This is a genomic window from Psychrobacter pocilloporae, assembly GCF_029872915.1.
GTDB lineage: Bacteria > Pseudomonadota > Gammaproteobacteria > Pseudomonadales > Moraxellaceae > Psychrobacter > Psychrobacter pacificensis.
On record NZ_PGFT01000001.1, the window covers coordinates 599927 to 625789 of the forward strand.

Sequence of the window (25863 nt, forward strand, 5' to 3'; positions counted from 1 at the left end):
ATATTTATCATTTATAGGGAGAGTCTAGTATGAGCCAATCGCCACATATGTCATTAGCAAATGCCATCACCGCTGGGGTCAGTGAAGAACAAAGCATTGATAACCACAATGAGCGTCTGCGTAGCTCTATTGGCAAAGTCGTCTGCGTGGGGCGTAACTATGCGGCGCATGCAGAAGAGCTTGGCAATGAGGTGCCATCATCACCCATATTGTTTATGAAGCCCGCCTCTTCTGTGGTATCTACTCGCCATGATGTGATCCGTCCCAATCCAGAGATATTTGGCGGGACGCATTACGAGGCTGAGCTATGTATTCAGCTGTCATCTGACCTGTCGATGGCAACGATTGAAGAGGCACAGCAGGCGATTGGCGGGATGACCTTGGGGCTGGATTTGACCTTGCGTGATTTGCAGAGCACCCTTAAAGAAAAAGGTCATCCATGGGAGCGTGCCAAGTGTTTTGATGGGGCCTGTGTGCTTGCTGACTGGATCGACCCACAAGCCTTTGGCAATCTTCAGAATGTACATTATCAGCTCATCATCAATGATAAGCTGGCGCAAGACGGTGATAGTGCTTTGATGCTGTTCCCTGTCTATGAGCTGCTGGTCAACATCAGCCATGCTTTTAGCTTACAGGCAGGTGATGTGATTATGACTGGCACACCAAGCGGCGTGGGTGTACTACAAGCAGGCGATAAGCTCAAACTAACATTGGGTGCTCATGAATGGGTAACACAAGTGCAGTAAGCTTGCTAAATGAACCAGTACTAGTCGTCATAAATATTAAAAAGCCTTGAGCCATTGCTTGGGGCTTTTATTTTTTAGACTTTATATATTTTTTCAAAATTTTTTAATACTTATATCTCTCAATAATTGTTTGTACAGTTATTTGTCATCAGTTTGTCATCTATCGTTCAGCGTGCTGTCATAAAGAGTCAGTAGACTTAAGCGGAATTCGTATTTTTGTGGTTGTAATGTGACGCCGCGACCCACTCTCCGCCAATCTAGCCCAATAGCAAGGTGACTGATAATGACATTATTGAATAAAGAACTAGAGCTCGCTCACGAAATCGTTGAAGATTCAAACCCTACTAATAATACTGATTTTCAGACAGTTATTAATCGCCGTCTGAATCGCCGTAGTATTCTAAAAGGTGGTACAGGGTTGACGGCAGCAGCGTTTTTTGGCGCGCTACCTTTGGTTGGTTGTAGTGATGACGATGACAATATCAGCAGTCCTATTGTCGAAGATGGCAATGATGCTGCTATTCCTGCGCAGGGTGATTTGAAGCGTCCTGAAACCTTAAAGTTTAAGGCCGTAGCGCACTCAACTGCTGAGACGATGACGGTGGCAGAAGGTTACAAGGCAGAGATGATACTGCCGCTTGGCACACCGCTGATGCCTGGCCTTGACGACTGGAAAGACAATCGAGAGCAGTCGGCAGAATCATTTGAATGGCGCATGGGCGATAACCATGATGGCATGTGGTTCTTTGGCAAAAACAGCAATGCCTACGATGCCAAAGCCTCAGAGAATGGCCTACTGGTTATGAATCACGAATACGTCAATAGTGAGGAGCTAAGCCCGTTTGGCTATTATGTCATCGAAGATAAAGATGCTGCGCCTTTATTCCAACGCCGCCGCCTTGCCAGCGATGTGCGCCGTGAAGTCAACTGCCATGGTGTGGCCGTGGTTGAGATGAAGCGCCGCGCAAATGGCATGGGCTATGAGATGGTGCCAAACTCCAAATACAATCGACGTATCACCAGTAGTACGACTGCACAGTTGGCAGGCCCTGTGGCAGGTTCTGATTTGGTCAAAACCAAGTTTGACCCAACAGGTTTTCAGACGCGCGGCATTAATAATAACTGCGGTGCAGGCTTGTCACCTTGGGGCACTTACCTGACCACAGAAGAGAACTTCTTGGGTGTGTTTGCGCGCGGACAAGATGCCAGTCAGTTAAGCGCCAGTGATAACTATGGTCGCGAGCGTTACGGTGCACCAGAAAACTCTCCAGGCTCTCGATATCTATGGCACACGCCTGACGCCAAAGACGCCATCATCACAGACGAGTTTTCACGTTGGGATATGACCGCTGTTGGTGCTAGTGCTGCTGATGATTATCGTAATGGTTTCAATACCTTTGGCTATATCACTGAGATTGATCCGTTTGACCAAAACTCTACACCGCAAAAACGTACCGCCATGGGTCGATTTGCCCATGAAAACTGTGCCTATGCACCCGTTAAGCAAGGCAAACCTGTGGTATTTTATATGGGTGATGACGCTCGAGGCGAGTATATTTATAAGTTCGTCTCCAAAGCGATGTGGTCAAATGCGGATATCGGTGGCGGGCTCAAAGCTGGTGACAAATACCTGAATGATGGTACGCTATATGTTGCCATATTTAATGAAGATGGCAGCGGTGAGTGGAAAGCACTTGTTCAAGGTCAAAATGGACTAGATGCCTTCAATAGTGCGTTACCATTTAATAGCCAAGATGAAGTGCTGGTCTATGCTCGCGCTGCTGGCGATGCCGCTGGCGCTACCAAGATGGATCGACCAGAATGGGTATCGGTCAGTCCTATGACGGGCGATGTCTATGTGACATTGACCAACAATAAATATCGCGGTGTGCGTGAGGACCAACCTTTATCAGCTGCTAACCCGCGTAGCTATCAAGTCAATGGCAAACCAAGTGGTAATGACAACGGTCATATCATTCGCTGGGCAGAGACGGGCGGCGATCATGCCGCAACCAGTTTTGAGTGGGATATCTATCTGTTTGGTGCACCAAGTAACTTGTCCGCAGAGAATTTATCGCAGTTAAGTGCTAGCAATGATCTGTCTTCTCCTGATGGTTTGTATTTTGATCCACGTGGTGTGTTATGGATTCAAACGGATGATGGTGCGTATACCGACACTACCAGCTGTATGCTGCTTGCGGCATTACCGGGCAAAGTCAGCGATGGTACTACCATCACGACGTCAGCAGGACAGCAAACACGCATTGGCATGCCGGCTAGTAACGACAATATCAAACGCTTCTTTGTCGGCCCTGAAGGCTGCGAAGTCACCGGTATTACCATGACACCAGATTTCAAAACACTGTTTATCAACATTCAGCATCCAGGTAATACATGGGGTGCGGTCGCTGGCGGTAGTACTCCGCGCTCAGCAACAGTCATGATTACCAAAGAAGACGGCGATGTCATATTGGCGGAATCATTTGAGTCGGCAGCCAGTCCGGCATAGCTCGGTAAGCGCTAGATGACAAAATAGTAGAAATGGCAGAAAGGCGTATTCACTAAATAAAAATCCCAAGTTTCGGCTTGGGATTTTTTCTTTTGATGCATGTAGTAGTTAATGCTTTAACAATAATAAAGATACCGTTTATCATCCATACATCTCTTTTGGTCACAAACGAACGCTAAAACTAAATTATTCGCTTCTATTTGCGACTGTTAAAGGATAGTATAGAAAAACACCCTTTTTCGCTAAACGTGCCAATACTATGAGCAGTCAAAATTTGTTTTATAACAACCGTATTAGTGACAGTAGCGCTCAGAATGATAGCAGTTATACGCGTAATCGCCATGAGCTTGATGCCCATTTTTTCTCAGCTGATAGCGTGCCACGGCATGGTGATTTGTATGAGCAGATAGATCAACTCGAAGCCATCGATATGGATGAGCTGGTCAAATTATTGGCAGACGCAGAAGACAATGAGGAAGCGACCAAAACCCCTGTCTCTTTGGCGGATTTTTTTGAAGGGTTGGCGCAGCTTGCGACCATGGGAGTGGTTGAGATGACTGAAATCGTCGAGTCCATTCATCGTGAAGTCATCTTGCGTCCCTTAGGCCGGTTCAATGATAAGCACCTAAATAAATGGCAGCGCGGTTTCACTGGGCGCACCTATGGTACGATACGTCATATCATGCTCATGGTCGGTAACAATCTGGCCTCGGTACTACGAATATACAAAAACTTCATCGTGCAAAAAACAGCTCAGCCACTACCTGACTCACTAAAAAAGCTGGTCAACGTCATCAATGGTGTCATGGGTGATCATCTGGTCAACAATCAAAATGCGCTCGCAATTCCGATGATGTTATACACCAAAGAAGGCAAGCCCCAAAATGAGCGGCTATCAGGGCGGATTGTCATTTTGTGCCATGGCTTGTGCATGAGTCACTTAAGCTGGCAGTCGCAAGAAGGCAATAATCTGGGCGAGGCGATTCATATCAGCCAGCCTGATACCACCGTTCTGTACTTAGATTACAATACAGGTCGACGTATCTCACGCAGTGGTCGTAAATTCTCTCAATTACTACAGGACGTGGTCGATAATAACCCAAATATTACTCAGATAGATTTGGTGGGTCATAGCATGGGCGGCTTGGTGGCGCGCAGTGCGCTGTTTTATGGTGAGCAAGAGCGCCTAGATTGGATAAAGCGCGTGGGCAATCTCATCACCTTAGGTTCACCGCATCATGGGGCAGTGCTTGAGCGTATCGGTAATTATGTGCAAGACATCATCGCCAAGTTGCCATTTGCAGGCTCACTTGCAAAGCTCGGTGATATGAGGAGTGCGGGTATCATTGATCTGCGTCATGGCAGTATTCGTGACGCTGACTGGAAAGCCTTAGAGGGACGCAGCGTATTACCACAAGACTTTCGTCATCCTGCGCGCCTGCCAAGTGGTATCAAAACTTACTTTGTCGCCAGTGCATTGATTGAGACACATTACGAATCTAAGATGACGGATTTGCTAGGAGACAGCTTGGTATCGGTCGCATCCGCGTTAGGTGAAGATGATGCCGAGCATGCGTTGTTTGTACCAGATGGTCATAAAGCGGTGTTTTATGGCGTCAATCATCTTAACTTAATCTATAGCAGACGAGTGCGTGAGCAAGTCGTTGAATGGCTGCTCGATAATGGTCTAAGCGACTATGCTGGACGTCCGCGCATACATTCTTACCCTAGAAGTTTGTCTGTGGCGGTGTAAGCTGGTGTTATTTAGCATTAAATGTATTAGTAGTTTTAAAGGTAAGTATGGTTGATTTTCTTATTAAGCTTTAAGGAGTCACTTTTTATTTGCTCTAAAACCTCATTTAACTGGTCTATATTCTTTAGAAGCAAGTTACCTTGAATATTTTGCAGCCCTGTCTTTTCTTTATATGAATTTTTCTCACTTTCTGCAAGAAGATTTTTGATTTGCCCATTATTGTTGGTAGCTTGCGATAAAAAGGCTTCTCCCATAATATTGAGAGTTTTGTCTAAATTTTCTTTATTATATAAATCAAATTCTGTTCTGTAATGTACAAGCCAAATTAGAAATTTTTTGGAAAGGTCTGGGCTTATGACCGTAATATTTTTTGAAATGCTTTTATCTATAGCCAAATATGTTGTAGATAACTCAGTATAAAGCCCTGACATTAAAAACCAATGACCTATCTTACTTTCTGTAGTCATTTCATTCCAGTTAGGAAATTTTGGGTGAGTTAGCTTTTCAAATGTAATAGTTAAGCTTAATAGTTCATCATAAACTGCTATTTTTCGATCAAATAACTTTTAATATAGTGAATTCAGTATAAAAACGATACAGTGGGACTGGGATAAATTTTTCGCAGCATCGAGCAGCGTAGGCACAGCACGCAAGGAAGATTTAGACCAGTTCCACCTTGATATATAATGTATCTGTTTTATTTAGGATTGACTATATGTTTGCTGTGATATTTGATGAAAATGCTCATTTTTAGTGAGTAGTTTTTCATGATCTTGTTCAAGTCGTTTTAAACGCTCATCAATAGCTGCTTGCTCTTTTCGTCCAATTCTTTCAAGGTAAATTTTACCGAGGTAGATTATAAGCCCACCTAAAACAGCATTGCCACCCAAATTGATAATCAATTCTTGCCAAAAACTACTCATAGCAACTACCCATACTTTAAAGACTTAGTATAGAACAAAAAACCCCCCAAGCATCACACTTGAGGGTTTTTTTATGAACAATGGCTTACGGTGACAAAGCAAAACTACTCAGCAAATACCGCTGCTACGTCGTCTTTGTTGAATTTATAGACTTCACCGCAGAATCCGCAGTCCATCTCAAACGTACCGCCTTGCTCATCAACGATATCTAACGCTTCTGCTTCGCCGATTTGCTCGATGGCCATCTCACATTTCTCGCGTGAGCACGTGCAACCAAACGTTAGGGGAACAGGCTCAGGGGCGACAACGTTTTCTTCGTGATACAAGCGATACAGAATCTCATTGGCATCCAATGTCGTCAGCTCTTCTGCCTTGACCGTGCGCGTCAACACGCTTAGACGTGTCCATAGATCATCGTCGATACCTGCATCTTGGTTTTGCTCAACTTCAGACGTTTCTTCTGCAGTACGCGGTAACATCTGTACCAAGATTCCACCCGCTTGCAAGCCATCAGATGCTAGGTTAATGAGCGTTGGAATCTGTGCTGATTGCTTTTGATAATGCGCCAAGCAATCTGCCAGATTGTCATGGCTACGCTCAACGATACCTTGGTACGCTTCGCCACCTTCAGGGTGAATATTAATGAACAATACCCCTTGTCCCATAGCACCCAGCTCAGCAAAGGCATCTTTGGCATGGATCATATTGTCCCAAGCCTGCAATTGCTCATCCGTCTCGCCTTTCCAGCTGGCAAGCGCACGGATGATACCGTCTTGATCGCATTCTGCCATCGCCCAATTCAGCAAGCTATCGCTGTCTGATGACTGCAATTGGATAGAGAGACGACCGTTAATTTTGACGGTACTGATAAGTAAACTCGCTGCCGTCAGCATCTCGCCCAATAAGCGTTTGATGGCTTCAGGGTAGGGCTTTTGCGCAATTGTACTGGCGTAACTGCGTGATAGGCGTACCACATCGCCGCGCACGGGCGAGTCTTCAATAAAAAAACGTTGGCGTATGTCGTTGTCGCTATGAGTGCCAGCAGTTTGGCTGTCCGTGTTAGGGACTTGAGTATCTTGTGTCATAAGTCATTTGTAGTATTAAGAAGTTGTTAGCTTTATGGGGACTATGGACAATTTATCAATCGTAGCAACCACAATATTATGATTACAATGTTTTCTTGATTACATGTATCAATGAGGGACAAATCTAGGTATGAATGAGTCAGCTATCTGTCTATTTCTATAGTGATGTAGTAATTGGGAACCAGCGGCTTTTAGGTAAAAAATAAATATATTCCAAAATATCACCTCCTTCAAAAAAAACTTACCATCTAACACAAATTTGTTGTACAGTAACATTGAGTTGCATTGTGACAAACAACAGCAACAACTGTACGGATGCGGGGCAATGAGATCGGTCAATCAGACTCGTGTCTTCAAAGCACTCATTCAATCTTGTGTTAAAAGCTTGTGATAAAAGGATGTATTCCATGACCCACTTATTTTCTAAACCGTTGACTTTGGCGGCCTTTATGGCGTTGGGCTTAGTTGGTTGTAACAACAGTAGCCAGACCACAGCCGAAGCGCCAGCTGCAGATGATGCCACCACGACAGAAGCTGCTGCCACGGATACCAACGGCACGCTACAAAAAATCAAAGACTCTGGCACCATCGTCGTCGGTCACCGTGACTCCTCTATTCCATTTTCTTATATCGCTGATGATCCTAATCAGCCTATCGGCTATGCCCACGATTTAGAAATGAAAGTCGTTGAAGCCGTTAAGCAAAAGCTAAACATGCCAGATCTCAACGTCCGTTATAACTTAATCACCTCACAAACGCGTATCCCATTGGTACAAAACGGCACGGTGGATTTTGAGTGTGGCTCAACCACCAACAACGAAGAGCGCCAAAAACAGGTGGCATTCTCTAATGGTTTCTTTGAGATTGGTACGCGTCTATTGACCAACAAAGACTCTGGTATTCAGAATTTTGAAGACCTAAAAGGTAAAACCCTTGTCACCACGGCAGGTACGACCTCAGAGCGTTATATCCGTCAGTACAATGATGACAACAAAATGGATATGAACATCATCTCAGCAAAAGACCACGGCGAAGCCTTTTTGATGTTAGAAAATGGTCGTGCTGATGCCTTTATGATGGATGATGTGTTGCTCGCGGGCGAAAAAGCCAAAGCAAAAAATCCTGATGAATGGGTTATCGTTGGTGAGCCACAATCGTTTGAGATTTATGGCTGTATGATGCGTAAAGACGATCCTGAATTCAAAGCTGTGGTCAATGAAGCGTTAAATAATGTCTTTAGCTCAGGCGAAATCAATGGCATTTATGACAAATGGTTCTTGAACCCTGTCCCACCGAAAAACGTCAATCTAAACTTTGAGATGTCTGACAACTTAAAAGCGTTGATTGCCAATCCGCATGACGGTGCTCAGCCAAAAGCGGCGACCGCTCAATAAGCTCTTTGTCCCTCAATATGGCTTGTCTATAGGTCAGATATTATGTTTCTGACCTATAGGCTTATGAATCGCTGCTCGGAGAGACAACCATGAATTATAGCTGGAACTGGGGTGTGCTCTTTGAGCAAACTGGTATCGGTAACGAGCTTTATATCCATTGGATGATTACAGGTCTTGGCTGGCTGCTATTGATCGGCAGTATCGCATGGGCCATCGCCATGGTCGTCGGTACCATCTTAGGCATCATGCGCACGCTGCCGAGCAAGACGGCGCGAGCGATTGGTACCGCCTATGTGACATTCTTTCGCAATATTCCACTGCTGGTACAATTGTTCTTTTGGTTTTACATCGCACCCGGCTGGCTGACGCCAGCAATACAGGAGTGGTGGTATAAGGACTTGTCGCCGAATACCTCAGCAATGCTATCGGCAAGTATCGGTCTTGGCTTATTTACCGCTGCTCGTATCGTTGAGCAAGTTCGTACAGGGATTGAATCCCTACCTGATGGACAGACCAATGCCGCATATGCACTGGGTTTTAGTATTCCGCAAGTCTACAAAGAAGTGCTGCTACCACAAGCCTTTCGTATTATCTTGCCGCCGCTCAGCTCGGAGCTGACCAACTGCTTCAAAAACGCCTCTGTCGCCTCGCTCGTTGGGGTAATGGAGCTGATCAGTCAAACCAAAACCATCAGTGAATACACGCAGAACAGTATTGAGATTTATACCTACGCGACGATTATTTACCTCGTTTTCAATTTATCATTGATTGCTCTGATGGGGCTTATCGAGCGTAAATTGCGTGTGCCTGGGCTGATTGCAGGAGGTCAGAAATGAGTATGATGACCGAATTGGCAACAGCCTATCCTGGTTTGATGGGCGGTATGATCATCACCTTAAAAGTGCTGTTCTTGGCAATTATTGGTGGTATCAGCCTAGGCACGATACTAGCATTGATGCGCTTGTCTGGTATCAAAGCGCTTGAAGTACCTTCGAGGCTATACGTCAACTATTTCCGCTCAGTGCCGCTGCTCTTGGTACTACTGTGGTTTTATTTTGCTGTACCGATGATTTATTTTTGGATAGCAGGCAAGTATCTACAAATCAATGCCGCTTTTGCCTCTTGTGTGGTGGCCTTCATGATGTTTGAGGCTGCCTACTTTTCAGAAGTGGTGCGTGCAGGTATTCAATCGATCGGTAGTGGACAGGTCAATGCTGCCAAAGCGCTTGGCATGACTTACGGGCAGACCATGCGTCTGGTCATCTTGCCGCAAGCCTTTCGCAAAATGCTACCGCTAATTTTGCAGCAGTGTATTATCTTATTCCAAGATACGACACTGGTATTCGCCATTGGTTTGACGGATTTTTTCCGCGCCGCCTACGTCCGCGGTGAGCTCATGGGCTTACTTACCCCTTATATCTTAGGGGCGGGTGCTATCTACTTTGTGATTAGCTTAAGTGCGTCTATGGGCGTGCAGCAGCTACAAAAACGCTTGCGGTTTTAATAGATGTCTCGCTTAGGATTTTGAGCGTTAAGATTGTGGTTTGGTATTTTGATTTAATTTTTAAACGACGGTTATCGATAATAATGTGGTTAGGAGCCAGTGATGAGCAATGCTGATACATACATAAATTCCTTTGGTGGACTGGTGACTAACAATGGCCATGCGACGGATGAGATGGTCATTCAAATGTCCAATGTCAGCAAATGGTACGGCGACTTTCAAGTACTAACTGATTGTACTGCCCACGTGCATAAAGGGGATGTGGTCGTCGTTTGTGGCCCTTCAGGTAGTGGTAAATCGACGCTGATTAAGACCGTTAACGGGCTTGAGCCTTTTCAAAAAGGTGAGATCATGGTCAACGGCATCTCTGTCGGTGATTCAAAGACAAATCTGCCTAAGCTGCGTAGCCGTGTCGGCATGGTGTTTCAGCATTTTGAATTGTTTCCGCATTTGACCATTATTGATAATTTAACGGTTGCCCAAATCAAAGTATTGGGGCGTAAAGAAAGTGAGGCCAAGCAAAAGGCCATGGCGTATCTAGACCGCGTTGGTCTGACGGTACAAGCGGCAAAATACCCAGCCGAGCTCTCTGGCGGTCAGCAGCAGCGTGTGGCGATTGCCCGTGCGCTTGCCATGGATCCTGTGGCGATGCTGTTTGATGAGCCAACCTCAGCGCTCGATCCTGAGATGATTCAAGAGGTGCTTGACGTCATGGTCGAGCTGGCGCGTGAGGGCATGACCATGATGTGCGTGACCCATGAGATGGGTTTTGCCAGTCAGGTTGCCAATCGTATTATCTTTATGGATGAAGGGCATATCGTTGAGAACTGTAGTAAAGACGAATTCTTTGAAGGGGCGAAAAGTGATCGTGCGCAGATGTTCTTATCGAAGATTTTGAATCATTAATCACCTTAGCTGTATTGATGCTAGTGCTTCAAACATAAATGAAATCATCAATAAAGAGCGTCTATTAATAGGCGCTTTTTTATGGGCGTTAATCTAGAAATTTGGTTTATAGTCAACCAATATTAAAAGTGGTACAAGGCAGACGAGTGCAAGTACTACAGTAGTAGGCTAAACGGGTCTAACGCTGTAACGCTTTAATAGTGGTTCGACTATAGATGAATATGTGATTGGTTATACGGTTAGATAGGTGAGTGCATGTCTGTTTACTGATACAATGGCTGCCATTCTTGTTGATAATTAGAATAATTCATAAACCATATTGGAGTTTTTATGAGCGTAGACAATCTATCCGTAGCATCGGCAACCTCATCAAAAAATGGCGTTGTCATCATTGGCGCAGGCTTGGCAGGCTGGCATGTGATTGATGCGATTCGTGCAAAAGATGCAGAGATTCCGATTACCTTGATCACCTCCGATAGTGGCGATCGTTATCACAAGCCGATGCTGACCATGGCGATCAGCCAAAACAAGCGCGCATCAGACCTAGTACGAGCAACAGGTAGCGACGCAGCAAAAACCGCAGGCGTGACGTTGCTGGCTGACACACAGGTCACAGATATTGATACGGCAACCCAACAGTTACAGCTTATCTCTGCTAATAGACCAGATCCCGCCCACACGGATTATGCGACGATCAATTATGGTAAGTTGGTGCTAGCGATGGGTGCGCATCCTATTTTCCCCAAAAGCTTGCCAGAGGATTTGGTATGGCATGTCAATCACATTGAGCAATTCGGTCAGCTACAAGAGAAGCTGGCAACCGGTAGTCAGCACGTTGCCATCGTTGGCGCTGGTATGGTCGGGACAGAAATCGCGGAAGACTTGCTAAAAGCAGGTCATCAAGTGACTTTAATTGATTTGAACGATGCGCCATTATCACAAATGCTACCAGCCAAAGCGACGGCACGTATTGCCAAAGCAATTGAGTCACAAGGTATTCAGTTTTTGGGCGGCTCTCAAGTCTCTGCTGTTACCCGCGTGAGTGGCAATGACGACAGTAGCGATAGCGAAAAGCTAAGAGTAGACTACGCAGCGCTCGCCTCAGCCGAAGGCAGTACCGATGCAGAGCAACCTGAGCCATTGATCGTAGACCATGTGATTGCCAGTACAGGTCTGACCGTCGATGGGCAATTACCAGCGGCAGCGGGCGTTACGTTTGACCGTCGTACGGGTATTGTGGTTGATGAATCGACATTGCGCACCGACACTGCACACATCTATGCCATTGGTGATTGTATGTCTATCAATGGGGTTGCCTGTCGTTATGTTGCGCCATTACGCGCACAGGCTGCGACCATCGCTGATGATATCTTAGGGCACGAGCACAGCGGTTATGATCATAAGCCACCGATGATTCGCCTAAAGAACAAAGCGATTTCGGTGATGGTAACGGGTGTGCCAAACGCGGCTGGGAATTGGCAAGTGAAGACGGAAAGCGATGATGAACTCATCATGGATTTGCTGGATGACACTGACGCAGTGAGCGCAACGGTGACAATCAAAGCGCCTGCCACTCCCAAAGCCTCCTGATAGACTTGTTTAAAAAGCAAGTTTAAAAGATCACGTTACTGGTTGAGCCAGCCCATTCCTTATGATGTGGCTGGCTTTTTTATGTCAAAAACCTGCCATATTTTTACGGTATCTTTTTTTAATCAAGGTCTTTAAATAATCAATTAAATGATACATACCGTATTGATATTGTTGACATGCTTTCATTTATAGCGTTATAGTAGTTGAATGCTATATCAAACCGAATCAAGGAAGAAGGTTTGCTCGCCAGCGATTAATCAGCACCATCTATAAATACTATAAAAAGTAAAACGAAAGGACTCGTTATGACTCAAAACTCTAATTTCGATGAGACTCACGTTGATTCCGACGCTATTTTAGATAATATCCCTAGTATCAATATGGGCGCACGCTCAGCAAATGCGCCGCTCACCCAAAGCTATGATAAAGGGCCTGATGTACCGCTGATTGAAGCGACCATCGGTGACTTTTTTGATGCTATTGTGTCCAAATATCCTGAGCGCGAAGCGCTGGTCGTCTGTCATCAAAATATTCGCTGGACATATCGTGAGCTACAGCAGCAGGTCAATCAGCTAGCCAGTAGCATGATTGAGATGGGGCTTGAGATTGGCGATCGCATCGGGATTTGGTCACACAACAATGCTGAATGGTTGCTGATGCAACTCGCCACCGCCAAAGTCGGCGTTATCCTTGTCAATATCAACCCTGCCTACCGCACCTTTGAGCTGCAATATGCCTTAAATAAACTCGGCTGCTCAGCACTGGTGCTTATGCGTCATTTTAAAACCAGTGACTATGCCAGCTTGATTCGTGAGCTCTGTCCTGAGATTTACCATAAAAATTATACCCAGCTTGATTTGGTTGAGATTCCAACGATTGAACGTATCATTTGGATTGATGAGCCAGACTCTGATGAGGCCTTTGGTTTCATGCAAAAGTTCTCTGCATGGATGGCGGAAGGCGACGCCAACGATCCACGCGTGGCCGAGCGTCAAGCTCAACTCAAAAATACTGATGCTATCAACGTGCAGTTCACTAGTGGCACGACAGGCACACCAAAAGGCGCGACGCTGAGCCATCGCAATATTCTTAATAACGGCTACTTCATTGGTGAGGCCATGAATCTCACGGAAGCCGATAGACTGTGCATTCCAGTACCGTTGTATCATTGCTTTGGCATGGTGCTTGGTAACCTCGCGATTCTCACGCACGGCGGTTGTATTGTCTATCCAAACGATGGCTTTGAGCCGTTGACGGTATTAAAAGCGGTTGAAGAAGAGAAATGTACCGGTCTACATGGCGTGCCCACGATGTTTATCGCCGAGCTTGACCATCCTGAGTTTGAAAACTTTGATTTGTCTACCCTGCGTACGGGCATCATGGCAGGTTCCAGCTGTCCGATTGAGGTCATGCGCCGCGTCATCGACAAGATGCACATGAGTGAAGTCACTATCGCTTATGGTATGACCGAGACCAGTCCAGTCTCTTGCCAGACCAATGAGCATACGCCACTGGATAAACAAGTCTCGACCGTAGGATTGGTACAGCCTGCACTTGAGGTAAAAGTGATCGACACCGAGACGGGCGAAATTGTGCCTATCGGCGAGACTGGCGAGCTACTCACGCGTGGTTATTCAGTGATGAAAGGCTATTGGGGTAGCCGTTTTAAAACGCGAGAAGCCATTCAAGATGGTTGGATGCACACGGGTGATTTGGCAACGATGGATGAAGACGGCTATGTGAAAATCGTCGGCCGGAGTAAAGACATGGTGATTCGCGGTGGCGAAAATATCTATCCGGTTGAGATCGAAAACTACCTTTATCGTCATCCCAAGATTCGCGATGTACAAATCGTTGGGATACCCGACGAGCGTTATGGTGAAGTGCTCGCAGCGTGGATTATTCCTAAAGAGCCTGGCTGCTTGACGGAAGAGGAAGTCCGTGAATTCTGCAGCGAGCACATCGCTCATTATAAAGTGCCTGCTTACTATCGCTTCGTCACTGAGTATCCAATGACCATCACGGGCAAGATTCAAAAGTATAAAATTATTGAGCAAATGAAAGAAGAGTTGGGTTTGTCGTAAGCTTATTTATCAGCTCTAAAACACTAAAAATGAATTATGTGAGTCATACTTAAAAAATAGCAGTTGGATCATTCATATAAAAGCTACTCGCATTTACGTATCTATGTATCAAAGAAAAGGGATATCATGAGCGCTATCATAACCAGTAAACTGAGTCCAAACTCAAGCGACTTTCAGCAAAACAGTGCGGCGATGCAAGCGATCGTCGATGATTTGTATGTACACTTGCGTAAAGTCGCCCAAGGTGGCTCAGAGCGCGCCCGTGCCAAGCATCTAGCACGTGGCAAGCTACTACCACGCGAGCGAGTTGAGCGTTTGCTTGATGTGGGTACGCCGTTTTTGGAAGTAGCACCGATGGCAGCGCATGACATGTATGGCGAGGAGATTCCAGCGGCTGGCGTGATTGCCGGTATTGGTCGTATCAATGGTATTGAGTGTATGATTGTCTGTAATGATGCCACGGTAAAAGGCGGCACCTACTACCCAATGACAGTCAAAAAGCATTTGCGCGCTCAAGAGATTGCGCAAGAAAATCATTTGCCGTGTGTTTATTTGGTTGATTCAGGTGGTGCTAATTTACCCAACCAAGATGACGTATTCCCTGATAAAGAGCACTTTGGCCGTATCTTTTTTAACCAAGCAAACCTCAGTGCGGCAGGTATTCCGCAAATCGCGGTGGTCATGGGTAGCTGTACGGCTGGTGGTGCGTACGTGCCTGCCATGAGCGATGAATCTATCATTGTCAAAGAGCAAGGCACGATATTTTTGGGTGGTCCGCCACTGGTAAAAGCTGCAACGGGTGAAGAGGTGAGTGCAGAGGATTTGGGCGGCGGTGATGTGCATACGCGGCTATCAGGCGTGGTCGATCACTTAGCGCAAAACGACACGCATGCGTTATCAATCGCCCGTAACATCGTCAGTCATTTGAATCGCCCTGCCAAACACATTCCTAATCAAATCACACCGCGACCACCACGTTATGACGCCAAAGAGCTGTACGGCGTTATTCCAACGGACAAGCGCAAGCCATTTGATATCAAAGAAATCATCGCCCGTATCGTTGATGACAGTGCCTTTGATGAATTCAAAGCGCGCTTTGGCACGACATTGGTTTGTGGATTTGCTCATATCGAAGGGATGCCTGTGGGTATCATTGCTAATAACGGCATTCTATTTAGTGAGTCGGCGCAAAAAGGCACGCATTTCATCGAGCTGTGCTGTAAGCGCAAAATTCCATTGGTATTTTTGCAGAATATCACAGGCTTTATGGTTGGGCGCAAATACGAAAACGAAGGCATTGCTCGTCACGGTGCCAAGATGGTGATGGCAGTTGCCAATGCCAAAGTACCGAAATTCACCGTCATCGTTGGTGGCTCGTTTGGCGCGGGTAACTACGGTATGTGTGGCCGTGCTTACAGTCCGCGCTTTTTGTGGATGTGGCCAAATGCCCGTATCTCTGTCATGGGCGGTGAGCAAGCAGCGTCAGTACTGGCAACGGTCAAACGTGATAACTTTGATCGCAAGGGTGAGGCGTGGAGTGAGGAAGATGAAGCGGCATTTAAAGCACCAATTCGTGAAATGTATGAAGCGCAAGGTCATCCCTATTATGCCACCGCGCGCCTGTGGGACGATGGCGTGATTGATCCTGCTGATACCCGTCATGTATTGGCATTGGGACTGAGCGCTGCCTATAACGCACCGATTGAAGAGACGACTTTTGGTGTCTTTAGAATGTAAGCGCTAAGGTCTGCTCGTGATGAGAGAGTGGTGCGACAATCTTTTTAAATACGATTCTACCGCAACATCGGGTTTTGACATCTTACTTTCTTATATGAGCATTATGATGGATGACCCAAACGTTGGGCTAAGTATTTACATAGACATATAAATAGGAACATAGAGAAAGTTATGAAAGAAGCAAAATCAAAAAATAGTAATCATTATAAAAGTCTATTAGTCGATATAAAACAACACGTCGCTACCGTGACGTTAAATCGTCCCGAGATACGCAATGCCTTTAATGACGAGATGATCGCCGAGCTGACAGAGGCTTTCACTGTGCTTGGTGCTGACGATGACGTACGTGTCATTGTGTTAGCCGCTGCTGGCAAAGCGTTCTGTGCAGGCGCTGATCTTAATTGGATGCGCGCCATGGCGGATTATAGCTATGAAGAGAATCTAGCGGATGCGGATAAATTGGCGCAAATGCTTAAGACAATTTATGAGTGTCCTAAGCCGACGATTGCGGCAATACAAGGCGATGTCTATGCAGGTGGTATGGGTCTCGTTGCCGTCTGTGATGTGGCCATCGCTGTGAAGATTGCCAACTTTTGCCTGAGCGAAGTGCGCTTGGGCTTGGCACCTGCGACCATCAGTCCTTATGTCATCCGAGCGATGGGCGCTAGAGCTGCGCAGCGTTACTTCTTAAGTGCTGAGGTGTTTGATGCCAAAAAAGCACGTCAGCTTGGCTTTATCCATGAGCGCGTGAGCGAAGAATGGTTAGATGATGAGGTCACGACACTTTGTGCCAAAATGGTTAAAAACAGCCCCGATGCGGTCAAAACCTGCAAGCAGCTATTACACGATGTTGCTGGCGCGCCCATCACTGATGAGCTGATTGCTGATACGGTAAAAGGTATTGCGGATATTCGCGCATCAACACAAGGAAAGGAGGGCGTGCAAGCATTTTTGCAAAAGCGCAAGCCTGATTGGTTGACAGCAAACTAACGATAAACGAATAGATAAACGGACAAATAGACAAGACGTCAAATAATAATGACAAGATACAGGGATAGTTATGTTTTCTAAAATTCTAATTGCCAACCGTGGTGAAATTGCTTGCCGAGTGGCCGCAACTGCCAAGCGTCTTGGCGTCAGTACCGTCGCGGTGTATTCTGATGCTGATCGCGAAGCCAAGCACGTGGCGGTTTGTGATGAAGCGATCTATCTAGGCGGTTCGGCACCGAAAGACAGCTATCTCAAAGGTGATGCCATTATTGCCATCGCCAAGCAAACAGGTGCTGAGGCCATCCACCCAGGCTATGGGTTTTTGAGTGAAAACGCCGATTTTGCACAGGCCTGCCAAGAGGCTGGTTTGGTGTTTATCGGACCCTCTGCTGAGGCGATTCGCGCCATGGGCGGCAAATCTGAGTCCAAGCGCTTGATGGAGGCCGCTGGCGTGCCGCTGATACCCGGCTATCATGGTGACAATCAAGACGCCCAGTTTTTGCAGCAGCAAGCAGATGATATTGGCTATCCTGTCTTAATCAAAGCGAGTGCAGGCGGCGGCGGCAAAGGCATGCGTATCGTTGAGCAAAGCAGTGATTTTATTGACTTGCTTGACTCGTGCCGCCGTGAAGCAATTACCAGTTTTGGCAATGATCAAGTGTTGATCGAAAAATATGCGCTCAAACCACGCCATATCGAAATCCAAGTATTTGGCGATACGCATGGCAATTATGTGCATCTGTTTGAGCGGGATTGCTCCGTGCAGCGTCGCCATCAAAAAGTATTGGAAGAAGCGCCAGCACCGGGTGTCGATAGGGCCATGCGTGAAGCGATGGGTACGGCTGCAATTGAGGCGGCGCGTGCGGTTAATTATGTCGGCGCTGGCACGGTTGAGTTTATTGTGGAGCAGCGCGAAGGCACGATGAATTTTTATTTCATGGAGATGAACACGCGCTTGCAAGTTGAACATCCGGTCAGCGAAGCCATTACTGGTGTGGATTTGGTCGAGTGGCAACTGTTGGTCGCTGCGGGTCAGCCATTGCCAAAATCGCAAGACGATTTGACGATCAATGGTCATGCGATCGAAGCGCGTATCTGTGCTGAAAACCCTGACAATAATTTTTTACCAGCGACGGGAACGTTGTTTACCTATCAGAAGCCTGAGCACAGCACCTTTGTCATTGATAAAAACGGCGCTGATGTGCGTATCGATGATGGCGTACGCGAGGGTGATGTCATCAGTCCCTTCTACGATTCTATGATTGCCAAGCTTATCGTCCACGCACCCACACGCGAGCAAGCGTTGGCGAGACTCGATCGTGCATTGGCGCAGACGCGTATCGTCGGTCTACCAAATAATGTGGCATTTTTGCGTTATATCTTAAATACCGACTCATTTAACAACGCCAATCTTGATACGGCGCTGATAGAGCGCGAGCAGGACAAGCTATTTGATCAGCATCCGCTTGGATTATCGACGCTTGTGGTGACGGCTATTACGCAGCAGCTTGCGAGTGAAGCCGTATTACAAAAGATCGACAACGACCCCTTTAGCAAACCGACAGGATTCCGTGCTTATAGCGATTACACTCGCTCATTTAGCCTCATTTATAATGAGCAGTCCTATTATGCTCGTATCAGTAACTGGCACAATGTGAGTGGCGCTGAACGCAAAAAGGGCGGTGACAATCTCAGTAGCTTTGCGCTTGTCATTGGTAAAGAAGTCGCGAACACGCAGGATGATAGCAATATCAATGTCGCCGCTCAGACTGAAACGGTTTATGAAGGCCAAGTCAGCTATGATAGCAGTGATGCGCACAATCATACCTTATGGTTAGAGGGTGCACGTATCAGTGCGCAGAGCTGGGTTAGTAATGAGACAGTTTATGTGTTCACAGATAGCGGATGCGATGAGATTACCTTAATTGATGTGATGGCGCATGTGGGTGAAGACACAGCAGCAGTCGGCAGCCTAAAATCACCGATGCCAGGGCAAGTCGTTGCATTCAAAGTAGCTGTTGGCGATACTGTGAAAAAAGGCGAACCACTTGCGGTCATCGAAGCCATGAAGATCGAACATACCATTACCGCACCAAATGATGGTGTGGTAGCAGAACTATTATTTGCAGCAGGTGATTTGGTCGCTGATGGTGATGAGCTACTGCGTATCGATAGTGAAAGCGAATAGAAAAGGACAATAAGCATGAGCCACTCGTATCCAAGCCATGTCACCATCGTCGATGTCAGTCCGCGTGATGGATTGCAAAACGAATCCATGACGGTACCGACCGAGGTTAAACAAGCCTTAATCAATGATTTAATTGACGCAGGGATTAAAAAACTGGAAGCGACCAGTTTTGTCTCGCCAAAGTGGGTGCCACAAATGGGCGATAACAGCGCATTGCTGGATGCGCTTGCGCCAACGCGGCAGAAGGACGTTTGTTACTCAGTACTCGTGCCCAATATGCGCGGCTTTGACAATGCGATTGCCTACCGTCCTGATGAAATTGTTATTTTTGGCTCAGCCAGCGAAACCTTTAGCCAAAAAAATATCAACTGCAGTATCGATGAGAGTATTGAGCGTTTCGGGCCCGTTGCCGCTGCGGCAAAAGCGCAAGGTATCAAAGTACGCGGCGTTATCTCTTGTACCGTTGGTTGTCCTTATGAAGGCGAGATTGACCCTAGCCAAGTCGCTTATGTCACCAAGCGGTTGATTGAGATTGGTTCAGAGCAGATTGGCATTGCTGATACCATTGGTGTGGGTACACCCCTCAAAGTGCAGCGCGCCCTACAAGCAGCCCTTGAGTATGCTGATATTGCCATGTTATCAGGTCACTTTCATGATACTTACGGTCAAGCACTCAGCAATACCTTGGCTGCCTTACAAATGGGTGTCGGCGAATTTGATACCTCAGTCGCAGGCCTCGGTGGCTGTCCTTATGCCAAAGGCGCAATGGGCAATGTCGCGACCGAAGATGTGGTATATATGCTGCATGGTATGGGTATTAGCACGGGTATCGATTTGGAAAAATTGGTCGTGGCAGGCGAGCGTATTAGTGGGTTTTTAAAGCGTCCAAATGGCTCAAATGTGGCACGGGCTTTGATTAATAAACGTCAGTCTTAAAAAATTATCGTAAAAATGAAATATAGTCGAACCACTATTAAAGTGTTACAGCGTTAGACTCGTTTAGCCTACTACTGTAGTACTTACACTCGTCTGCTTTGTACCACTTTTAATATTGATTGACTATACTAAAAAACAAGGAATGGTTATGAGTTTACCCGGATTGAATTTTCAGCTTGGCGAAGATATTGACGCGCTACGTGATGTCGTACAGCAGTTTGCGGCCAATGAGATTGCCCCGCGTGCAAGCGAGATCGACAGCAGTGATAAGTTCCCTATGGATCTGTGGCAAAAGATGGGCGATCTGGGTCTACATGGCATTACCGTCCCTGAAGAGTATGGCGGCTCCAACATGGGCTATGTCGCTCATATGGTGGCGATGGAAGAGATTAGCCGAGCGTCGGCATCGGTGGCGCTTAGCTATGGTGCGCATTCTAATTTGTGCATTAACCAAATCAAACGCAACGGCTCTGAAGCACAAAAACAAAAATATCTGCCAAAACTCATCAGCGGCGAGTTCATCGGTGCCTTAGCAATGAGTGAGACCGGTGCTGGTTCAGATGTCGTCAGCATGAAGCTCAAAGCCGAAGAAAAAGACGGCAATTACATCTTGAACGGTAGCAAAATGTGGATCACCAATGGCCCTGATGCGGATGTGATGGTGGTCTATGCCAAGACCAATCCTGAGATGGGTGCCAAAGGTATGACTGCCTTTATCGTAGAAAAAGGTATGGAAGGGTTTGGTACCGCGCAAAAGCTCGACAAGCTTGGCATGCGTGGTAGCCATACGGGTGAGATGACTTTTAACAATGTGACAGTACCAAGCGACAATATCTTGGGCGGTCTCAATGAAGGCGTTAAGGTACTCATGAGTGGCCTAGATTATGAGCGTGCCGTATTAGCCGCAGGTCCTATAGGTATCATGCAGGCGGTGATGGACAATGTCGTCCCTTATATCCATGAGCGCAAGCAGTTTGGTCAAGCAATTGGTGAATTTCAATTAATCCAAGGCAAAGTGGCTGATATGTATACTATTTTGCAGGCAGGTCGTAGCTTCTTATACACCGTGGGTAAAAACCTCGATATGCTAGACGCGCACGGCGCAGGACACAGCCGAGAAGTGCGTAAAGACTGTGCCAGCGTGATTCTATGGTGCGCCGAAAAAGCCACATGGATGGCAGGTGAGGGCATTCAGATATTTGGCGGTAATGGGTATACCAACGAGTATCCACTCGGTCGCTACTGGCGCGATGCTAAGCTGTATGAGATTGGCGCAGGTACTAGCGAGATTCGTCGTATGCTGGTCGGTCGTGAGCTGTTTAACGAGACCAAATAAAAAAGGGTTAGGGCAGTAGCTAGCAAAGCTTCGACCTTATAAAAGAGAAAAGTATCTAATAAAAAAGCAGCACGCTTTAAACGTGCTGCTTTTTTTGTCAGTGTGACAGTATGATATTGGCTTATCTATGATGGATTATGACTTATTACGATAATCAAAATACCGTGCCAGACCATTTAATAATAAATCATCGCGCAAGCGTACAGGGCGATTGACATGCTGCGAGATAGTGGCCGCATCGCCGCCTGTCATGATCACTTCAAAGTTTGGGTGACGACGACTAATCTCATTTATTGCACCAACGATAGAGAGCAAGATGCCACGGTGCACCGCGTCTTGGGTGGTCATGCCTTGGCTAACACTATCAAACGTGCCGTTAGAGATGGTGATTTGCTTGGTTCCAGAAAACAGAGACTCGCGTTGTAGGTAAATACTGGGGAAGATATAACCACCCAAATGCTCAGCGTGATCAATCAAGTCAATGGTCACTGCCGTACCGCAGCCGATCACGCATTGGCGTTTTTTCTTATCGACGGCTCCTAGCATCTGTAGCCAGCGATCACAGCCGAGCTGCTGGTCATTATAAGCACTTTTCATAAGCGCATGCGCGGCATCAACATGGACAAACTCAAATGGAATGTTCAAACGACTGAGCGTCTCTGATACTTGGGCATTGAGCGCATCGCCCAGTACGGATGAGATACCAATAAAATCGGGCGCATAACGCTCAAAGCGGTCAGTCAGACCCATGAGTAATTCAGCGGGTGCTTGCAGATGCTGCTTGGCATCATGTGAGACTATCTGCCCGATATCGTCGGTTAGCCAGTATTTTAGGCGGGTATTGCCAAGATCAAGCCAGAGCATAAAAATCCCTTTATATAGCGCTCGTTAATGATGGTGCTCGTCAGTGTTATGATTAAGCCTAGGGCGTGTCCCTAATAAATAACGTCAATACGTCCAGTAAAAAGCGTAGAAATCTTACCGTTATCTTGCTGTAATTGCAAACACCCATGAGTGTCGACACCGCAAGCGACTCCCGTCATGACTTTTTTCTCATTATTATAGTCTTGGGTAACACGTAAACGCAGACCGGCTAGCGCATCCATCGCAGCAAACTGCTGCAAAAATCCATCTAAATAATAGGTATGCCCCGTTGGTTTTTCGATGGCCAAATGCTCAAAGCGAGTCATCGCTGCCATCAGTGCCGTCGTCATTTGCTGATACAATGTTTGTAAGTCTGGCAGGCGAGTGGCTTGTGTTGCTGGCTGCAGCACTGCATAGATATCTTGGAGGCTGATGGCCTGATAACTCATCCCCTCAGAGGTTTGAGCGGTGAGTGTTGGCGCAGCTTTTACATTTAACCCAATGCCTAGCACCACACCAACCAGCTTACCTGATTTGGTCACAGGTTCTATCAAGATGCCAGCGAGCTTTTGAAAGGGCAATGTGCGCTGAAGTGAGATGGCGCTGTCTAAAGCTGAACCATCGGGTGCAGAGTGCGCCAATTCAGAATGATGACTGGCTTGATTCTGATAAAACCCCAAATCATTTGCCCATTTCACCCCAATTGGCGTCAGACCTTGCGCTTGTAGTTGCCCATTTACGGTTTGGATAACAGGCATTTTTGCCAGCTCAAGACCAATAATCAAAGACAGTAGCCCACTAACTGGCATATGTACGGGGTGATATAGCGACAGGTAGACATTGCCGCGTGGTGACTGCCACGAGCGCCCATGTTGACCACGTCCCGCGCTCTGAGTCTCTGCGGTCAAGACGTGTACGGTAGTAGCATCTAGCGTGCCATCTTGCAGCGCTGCGATCAGCTCGCTATTGGTCGAGGCGCTACTGGCAACGTGACGGTGGTTAAGCTCGGATAAAGCGGGAGAGAAATTGGTGAGTGGTGGCATAAGTTTAATCGATGTGGTTAAAGGAAACTTTGATATACTAAGCGGTTACCAAAGACAGCATACCAAAGACAGAATAAAGGTCGCGTTGAGATTTGGCAAATACAGTTAAGTGCGCTAAGAAACCAGTAAGTAGGCAATAAAATTAATACTAGGGCGTGTTGAACATTCGCAAATAGGCACTGCTGATCGCTAAAATTGTTCCAAACAAGGCACAAAGCGACGATAATGCAGATGCCTTAGCGAGATTTGTAACGCAGTATGGGGCAATTTTAGCATCAGCCCCAACGATAAAAGCAGGGGACAGGACTCTTTTTTGCCGCCTCATCGTTAAAAATAAGCGCTTAGAGTGACTAAACTTATTATTTTTAACATCGAATCGCCTAAAAATAGTCGCTGTCAGTGCCATGGTCGAATGTTCAACACGCCCTAGGCCAGTATTATAAAAGGCTTGTTCTATGATGTTATATGTGTGGTTTGTGATTGCAGGGGCGTTTGCAGGTGTCAGTGCAGGCTTGTTTGGCGTGGGCGGCGGCATGATTATCGTTCCTGCACTGGTCTGGATTTTTACCGCGTATGACTTTTCGCCAGAGGTGGTGACACACCTAGCTATTGGTACGTCTCTTGCGACCATTGTTGTGACCTCGATCAGCTCACTGACGGCTCACAATAAACGCGGCGGTGTCCGCTGGGAAGTATGGCGCAAGATGGCGCTTGGTTTGGTTGTGGGGAGTTTGGTCGGCGCTGGTATCGCAGATATGATTGATGGTCAGGCGCTACAAGCCATCATTGGGGTCGGTGCGCTATTGGTTGCGCTAAAAATGCTGTTCTTTTCTAACAAAGAGCAAGTGGGTAAGCCGATGCCACCTGCTGGGGTACAGTTTGGCGCTGGTACGGGCATTGGCATGGCGTCCTCTATCTTTGGGATTGGCGGTGGCAGTTTGACCGTACCGTTTTTGAACTGGGCGGGGCTGCCGATGAAGCAATCGGTCGGTACGTCAGCGGCGTGCGGTCTGCCCATTGCTCTGGCTGGCGCGGCTGGATTTGCCTGGTTTGGTCAAGATGTGGTCAATCTGCCTGAGGGCACCATCGGATTTGTCCATGTCATAGGATTTTTGTGTATTTCGGTGGCGAGCTTTGCAATGGCAAAAGTGGGTGCCAAACTTGCTCATGTATTGCCTGCCTTGATGCTCAAGCGCGCGTTTGGCGTATTATTGATATTTGCAGGAGGGCAGTTGTTATTAAGTGGATTGGGTGTGATTTAGTTTTGGTGTAGTGAATTAGTTACTAATAATAAATTGAGGGTTCAATATGGCTATTACCGAATTATTCCATAAAAGACAGAAAAGAATTCGAGGCGAATATCCTGACGTTTACCAGTACGAAGAATTGCCTAACAAATTAAAAGTATAGTCAGTTCAAAATAAAATTGTTATGGTTAGGACAAACATCATAAAACAACTTGGATAAGTCGTTTTCCAACCAGCCTTGGCGTAGAAACTTTACTTGTGCCCATTTCTTTTCAATAGGGTTCAAATCAGGGCTGTACGGTGGCAGCCATAGAATACGATGACCATGCCTATTCAGTAGCTTTTGAATGCGCTTCTTCTTATGAAATCGAGCGTTATCCATCACAATCACGCATTTGGTTTTAAGACTTGGGATTAGGGTTTGTTTGCACCAGTTGTAGAATATGCTGCTGTTAATGTTGTGCTTAAAGTAATCTAGTGCAAACAGCATCTTTTCATAGAGAGCACCGATAACGTTGGTTCGCTTTTTACCTTGCCAATTGTAGCTATCAATACAAGGTGTACCAATTAATGTGTACCCATGAGAGCGAATAGTCTCGTACTCAAAGCCGCTTTCATCCATGTAAACAATGGGATAGCCTTGTTGTTTAAAGATATCAAGCTTACTGTGATATATCGCTCTTTTAATCGGACAGGCTTTTGGATGTTCTAAGGTCTTTTTTTTGACTGATACCAAGCCGTTTTAGGGCATGATGAATGCCTGTTTTACTACAGTTCAAACGACGTGCTCGCTCATACTGGTAATCGTCGGGATGTTCTTTGACATCATTAAGTAGCACGTCATCTGGTATTTTATAGGGTTTGGTTTGCCTGGTTGTTTTGCTATGAATACGCCGCTTCCAGTTCTGTATGGTGGTTGGGCTCAGATTATAAAACTCAGCCGCCTCGGCAAAGGTCATACCCTCGTCTAAGCTTTTTAGTACTTGCATACGAAAATCTAGTGAGTAAGTCATGGTCTTTATAATAAC

The 25863-nt window shown here is 46.4% G+C and carries 22 protein-coding genes; 15 read left to right on the plus strand and 7 right to left on the minus strand.

Annotated features, from left to right (window positions below):
• Positions 1-116 precede the first annotated feature (116 nt).
• The 3 genes from CUR83_RS02635 (at position 117) to CUR83_RS02645 (ending at position 5008) form a co-directional block, all read left to right on the plus strand.
• Positions 117-746 (plus strand): fumarylacetoacetate hydrolase family protein, encoded by a 630-nt coding sequence (locus tag CUR83_RS02635; RefSeq protein ID WP_425301319.1) that lies wholly within the window; start codon positions 117-119, stop codon positions 744-746.
• A gap of 283 nt (positions 747-1029) precedes the next feature.
• On the plus strand, positions 1030-3255 hold the full coding sequence (locus tag CUR83_RS02640; protein WP_284719024.1) for a PhoX family protein: 2226 nt from the start codon (positions 1030-1032) through the stop codon (positions 3253-3255).
• A gap of 259 nt (positions 3256-3514) precedes the next feature.
• Complete coding sequence (locus CUR83_RS02645) at positions 3515-5008, plus strand: alpha/beta fold hydrolase (RefSeq protein WP_083328882.1); 1494 nt, start codon at positions 3515-3517, stop codon at positions 5006-5008.
• A gap of 35 nt (positions 5009-5043) precedes the next feature.
• Here the strand turns inward: CUR83_RS02645 and CUR83_RS02650 are convergent, their stop codons facing one another.
• The 3 genes from CUR83_RS02650 to hslO form a co-directional block, all read right to left on the minus strand.
• A complete protein-coding gene (locus CUR83_RS02650) occupies positions 5044-5475 on the minus strand; it encodes a hypothetical protein (RefSeq protein ID WP_071002332.1) in 432 nt (143 codons plus the stop codon).
• Positions 5476-5709: 234 nt separating this feature from the next.
• Positions 5710-5931, minus strand: a complete 222-nt coding sequence (locus tag CUR83_RS02655; RefSeq protein WP_071002331.1) for a hypothetical protein — start codon at positions 5929-5931, stop codon at positions 5710-5712.
• A 104-nt stretch (positions 5932-6035) separates the two neighbouring features.
• Complete coding sequence (gene hslO, locus CUR83_RS02660; protein WP_284719025.1) at positions 6036-7016, minus strand: Hsp33 family molecular chaperone HslO; 981 nt, start codon at positions 7014-7016, stop codon at positions 6036-6038.
• A gap of 407 nt (positions 7017-7423) precedes the next feature.
• Between hslO and CUR83_RS02665 the strand changes: the two genes are divergently transcribed.
• From CUR83_RS02665 to CUR83_RS02715, 11 genes are all read left to right on the plus strand, one after another.
• A complete protein-coding gene (locus CUR83_RS02665) occupies positions 7424-8410 on the plus strand; it encodes a glutamate/aspartate ABC transporter substrate-binding protein (RefSeq protein ID WP_284719026.1) in 987 nt (328 codons plus the stop codon).
• Between the two features lie 89 nt (positions 8411-8499).
• On the plus strand, positions 8500-9246 hold the full coding sequence (locus tag CUR83_RS02670; protein ID WP_071002328.1) for an amino acid ABC transporter permease: 747 nt from the start codon (positions 8500-8502) through the stop codon (positions 9244-9246).
• Complete coding sequence (locus CUR83_RS02675) at positions 9243-9914, plus strand: ABC transporter permease subunit (RefSeq protein WP_284719027.1); 672 nt, start codon at positions 9243-9245, stop codon at positions 9912-9914. Before CUR83_RS02670 ends, CUR83_RS02675 begins: the two co-directional genes overlap by 4 nt.
• Before the next feature lie 174 nt (positions 9915-10088).
• Entirely contained in the window at positions 10089-10820 is a 732-nt protein-coding gene (locus CUR83_RS02680) for an amino acid ABC transporter ATP-binding protein (RefSeq protein WP_071003697.1), read from the plus strand.
• Between the two features lie 330 nt (positions 10821-11150).
• On the plus strand, positions 11151-12410 hold the full coding sequence (locus CUR83_RS02685; RefSeq protein ID WP_284719028.1) for an FAD-dependent oxidoreductase: 1260 nt from the start codon (positions 11151-11153) through the stop codon (positions 12408-12410).
• 305 nt (positions 12411-12715) lie between these two features.
• Positions 12716-14494 carry an AMP-binding protein gene (locus CUR83_RS02690; protein WP_284719029.1) on the plus strand — a complete coding sequence of 593 codons (1779 nt, stop codon included), beginning with the start codon at positions 12716-12718 and terminating at the stop codon, positions 14492-14494.
• Positions 14495-14620: 126 nt separating this feature from the next.
• Positions 14621-16231 carry a carboxyl transferase domain-containing protein gene (locus CUR83_RS02695; RefSeq protein ID WP_071002324.1) on the plus strand — a complete coding sequence of 537 codons (1611 nt, stop codon included), beginning with the start codon at positions 14621-14623 and terminating at the stop codon, positions 16229-16231.
• 171 nt (positions 16232-16402) lie between these two features.
• Positions 16403-17221: an enoyl-CoA hydratase/isomerase family protein gene (locus tag CUR83_RS02700; RefSeq protein WP_240365886.1), complete on the plus strand. Its 819-nt coding sequence runs from the start codon at positions 16403-16405 to the stop codon at positions 17219-17221.
• 70 nt (positions 17222-17291) lie between these two features.
• A complete protein-coding gene (locus tag CUR83_RS02705) occupies positions 17292-19409 on the plus strand; it encodes an acetyl/propionyl/methylcrotonyl-CoA carboxylase subunit alpha (protein ID WP_252962637.1) in 2118 nt (705 codons plus the stop codon).
• 15 nt (positions 19410-19424) lie between these two features.
• On the plus strand, positions 19425-20345 hold the full coding sequence (locus tag CUR83_RS02710; protein WP_284719030.1) for a hydroxymethylglutaryl-CoA lyase: 921 nt from the start codon (positions 19425-19427) through the stop codon (positions 20343-20345).
• Between the two features lie 148 nt (positions 20346-20493).
• Complete coding sequence (locus CUR83_RS02715) at positions 20494-21681, plus strand: isovaleryl-CoA dehydrogenase (protein WP_284719031.1); 1188 nt, start codon at positions 20494-20496, stop codon at positions 21679-21681.
• Positions 21682-21816: 135 nt separating this feature from the next.
• On the opposite strand, the gene CUR83_RS02720 is transcribed toward CUR83_RS02715, so the two are convergent.
• Together CUR83_RS02720 and CUR83_RS02725 are read right to left on the minus strand one after the other, a co-directional pair.
• Positions 21817-22545, minus strand: coding sequence for a pantothenate kinase (locus tag CUR83_RS02720; RefSeq protein WP_071002319.1), 729 nt, complete (start codon positions 22543-22545; stop codon positions 21817-21819).
• 71 nt (positions 22546-22616) lie between these two features.
• Positions 22617-23588 (minus strand): biotin--[acetyl-CoA-carboxylase] ligase, encoded by a 972-nt coding sequence (locus tag CUR83_RS02725; RefSeq protein WP_071002318.1) that lies wholly within the window; start codon positions 23586-23588, stop codon positions 22617-22619.
• A 458-nt stretch (positions 23589-24046) separates the two neighbouring features.
• Here CUR83_RS02725 and CUR83_RS02730 point away from each other — a divergent pair, with 458 nt between their 5' ends.
• Positions 24047-24850 carry a sulfite exporter TauE/SafE family protein gene (locus CUR83_RS02730; protein WP_284719799.1) on the plus strand — a complete coding sequence of 268 codons (804 nt, stop codon included), beginning with the start codon at positions 24047-24049 and terminating at the stop codon, positions 24848-24850.
• Positions 24851-24998: 148 nt separating this feature from the next.
• On the opposite strand, the gene CUR83_RS02735 is transcribed toward CUR83_RS02730, so the two are convergent.
• Both CUR83_RS02735 and CUR83_RS02740 read right to left on the minus strand, forming a co-directional pair.
• On the minus strand, positions 24999-25571 hold the full coding sequence (locus CUR83_RS02735) for an IS630 family transposase (RefSeq protein ID WP_156770979.1): 573 nt from the start codon (positions 25569-25571) through the stop codon (positions 24999-25001).
• Positions 25519-25848, minus strand: a complete 330-nt coding sequence (locus CUR83_RS02740) for an IS630 transposase-related protein (RefSeq protein WP_071002316.1) — start codon at positions 25846-25848, stop codon at positions 25519-25521. Before CUR83_RS02740 ends, CUR83_RS02735 begins: the two co-directional genes overlap by 53 nt.
• Positions 25849-25863: the final 15 nt, after the last annotated feature.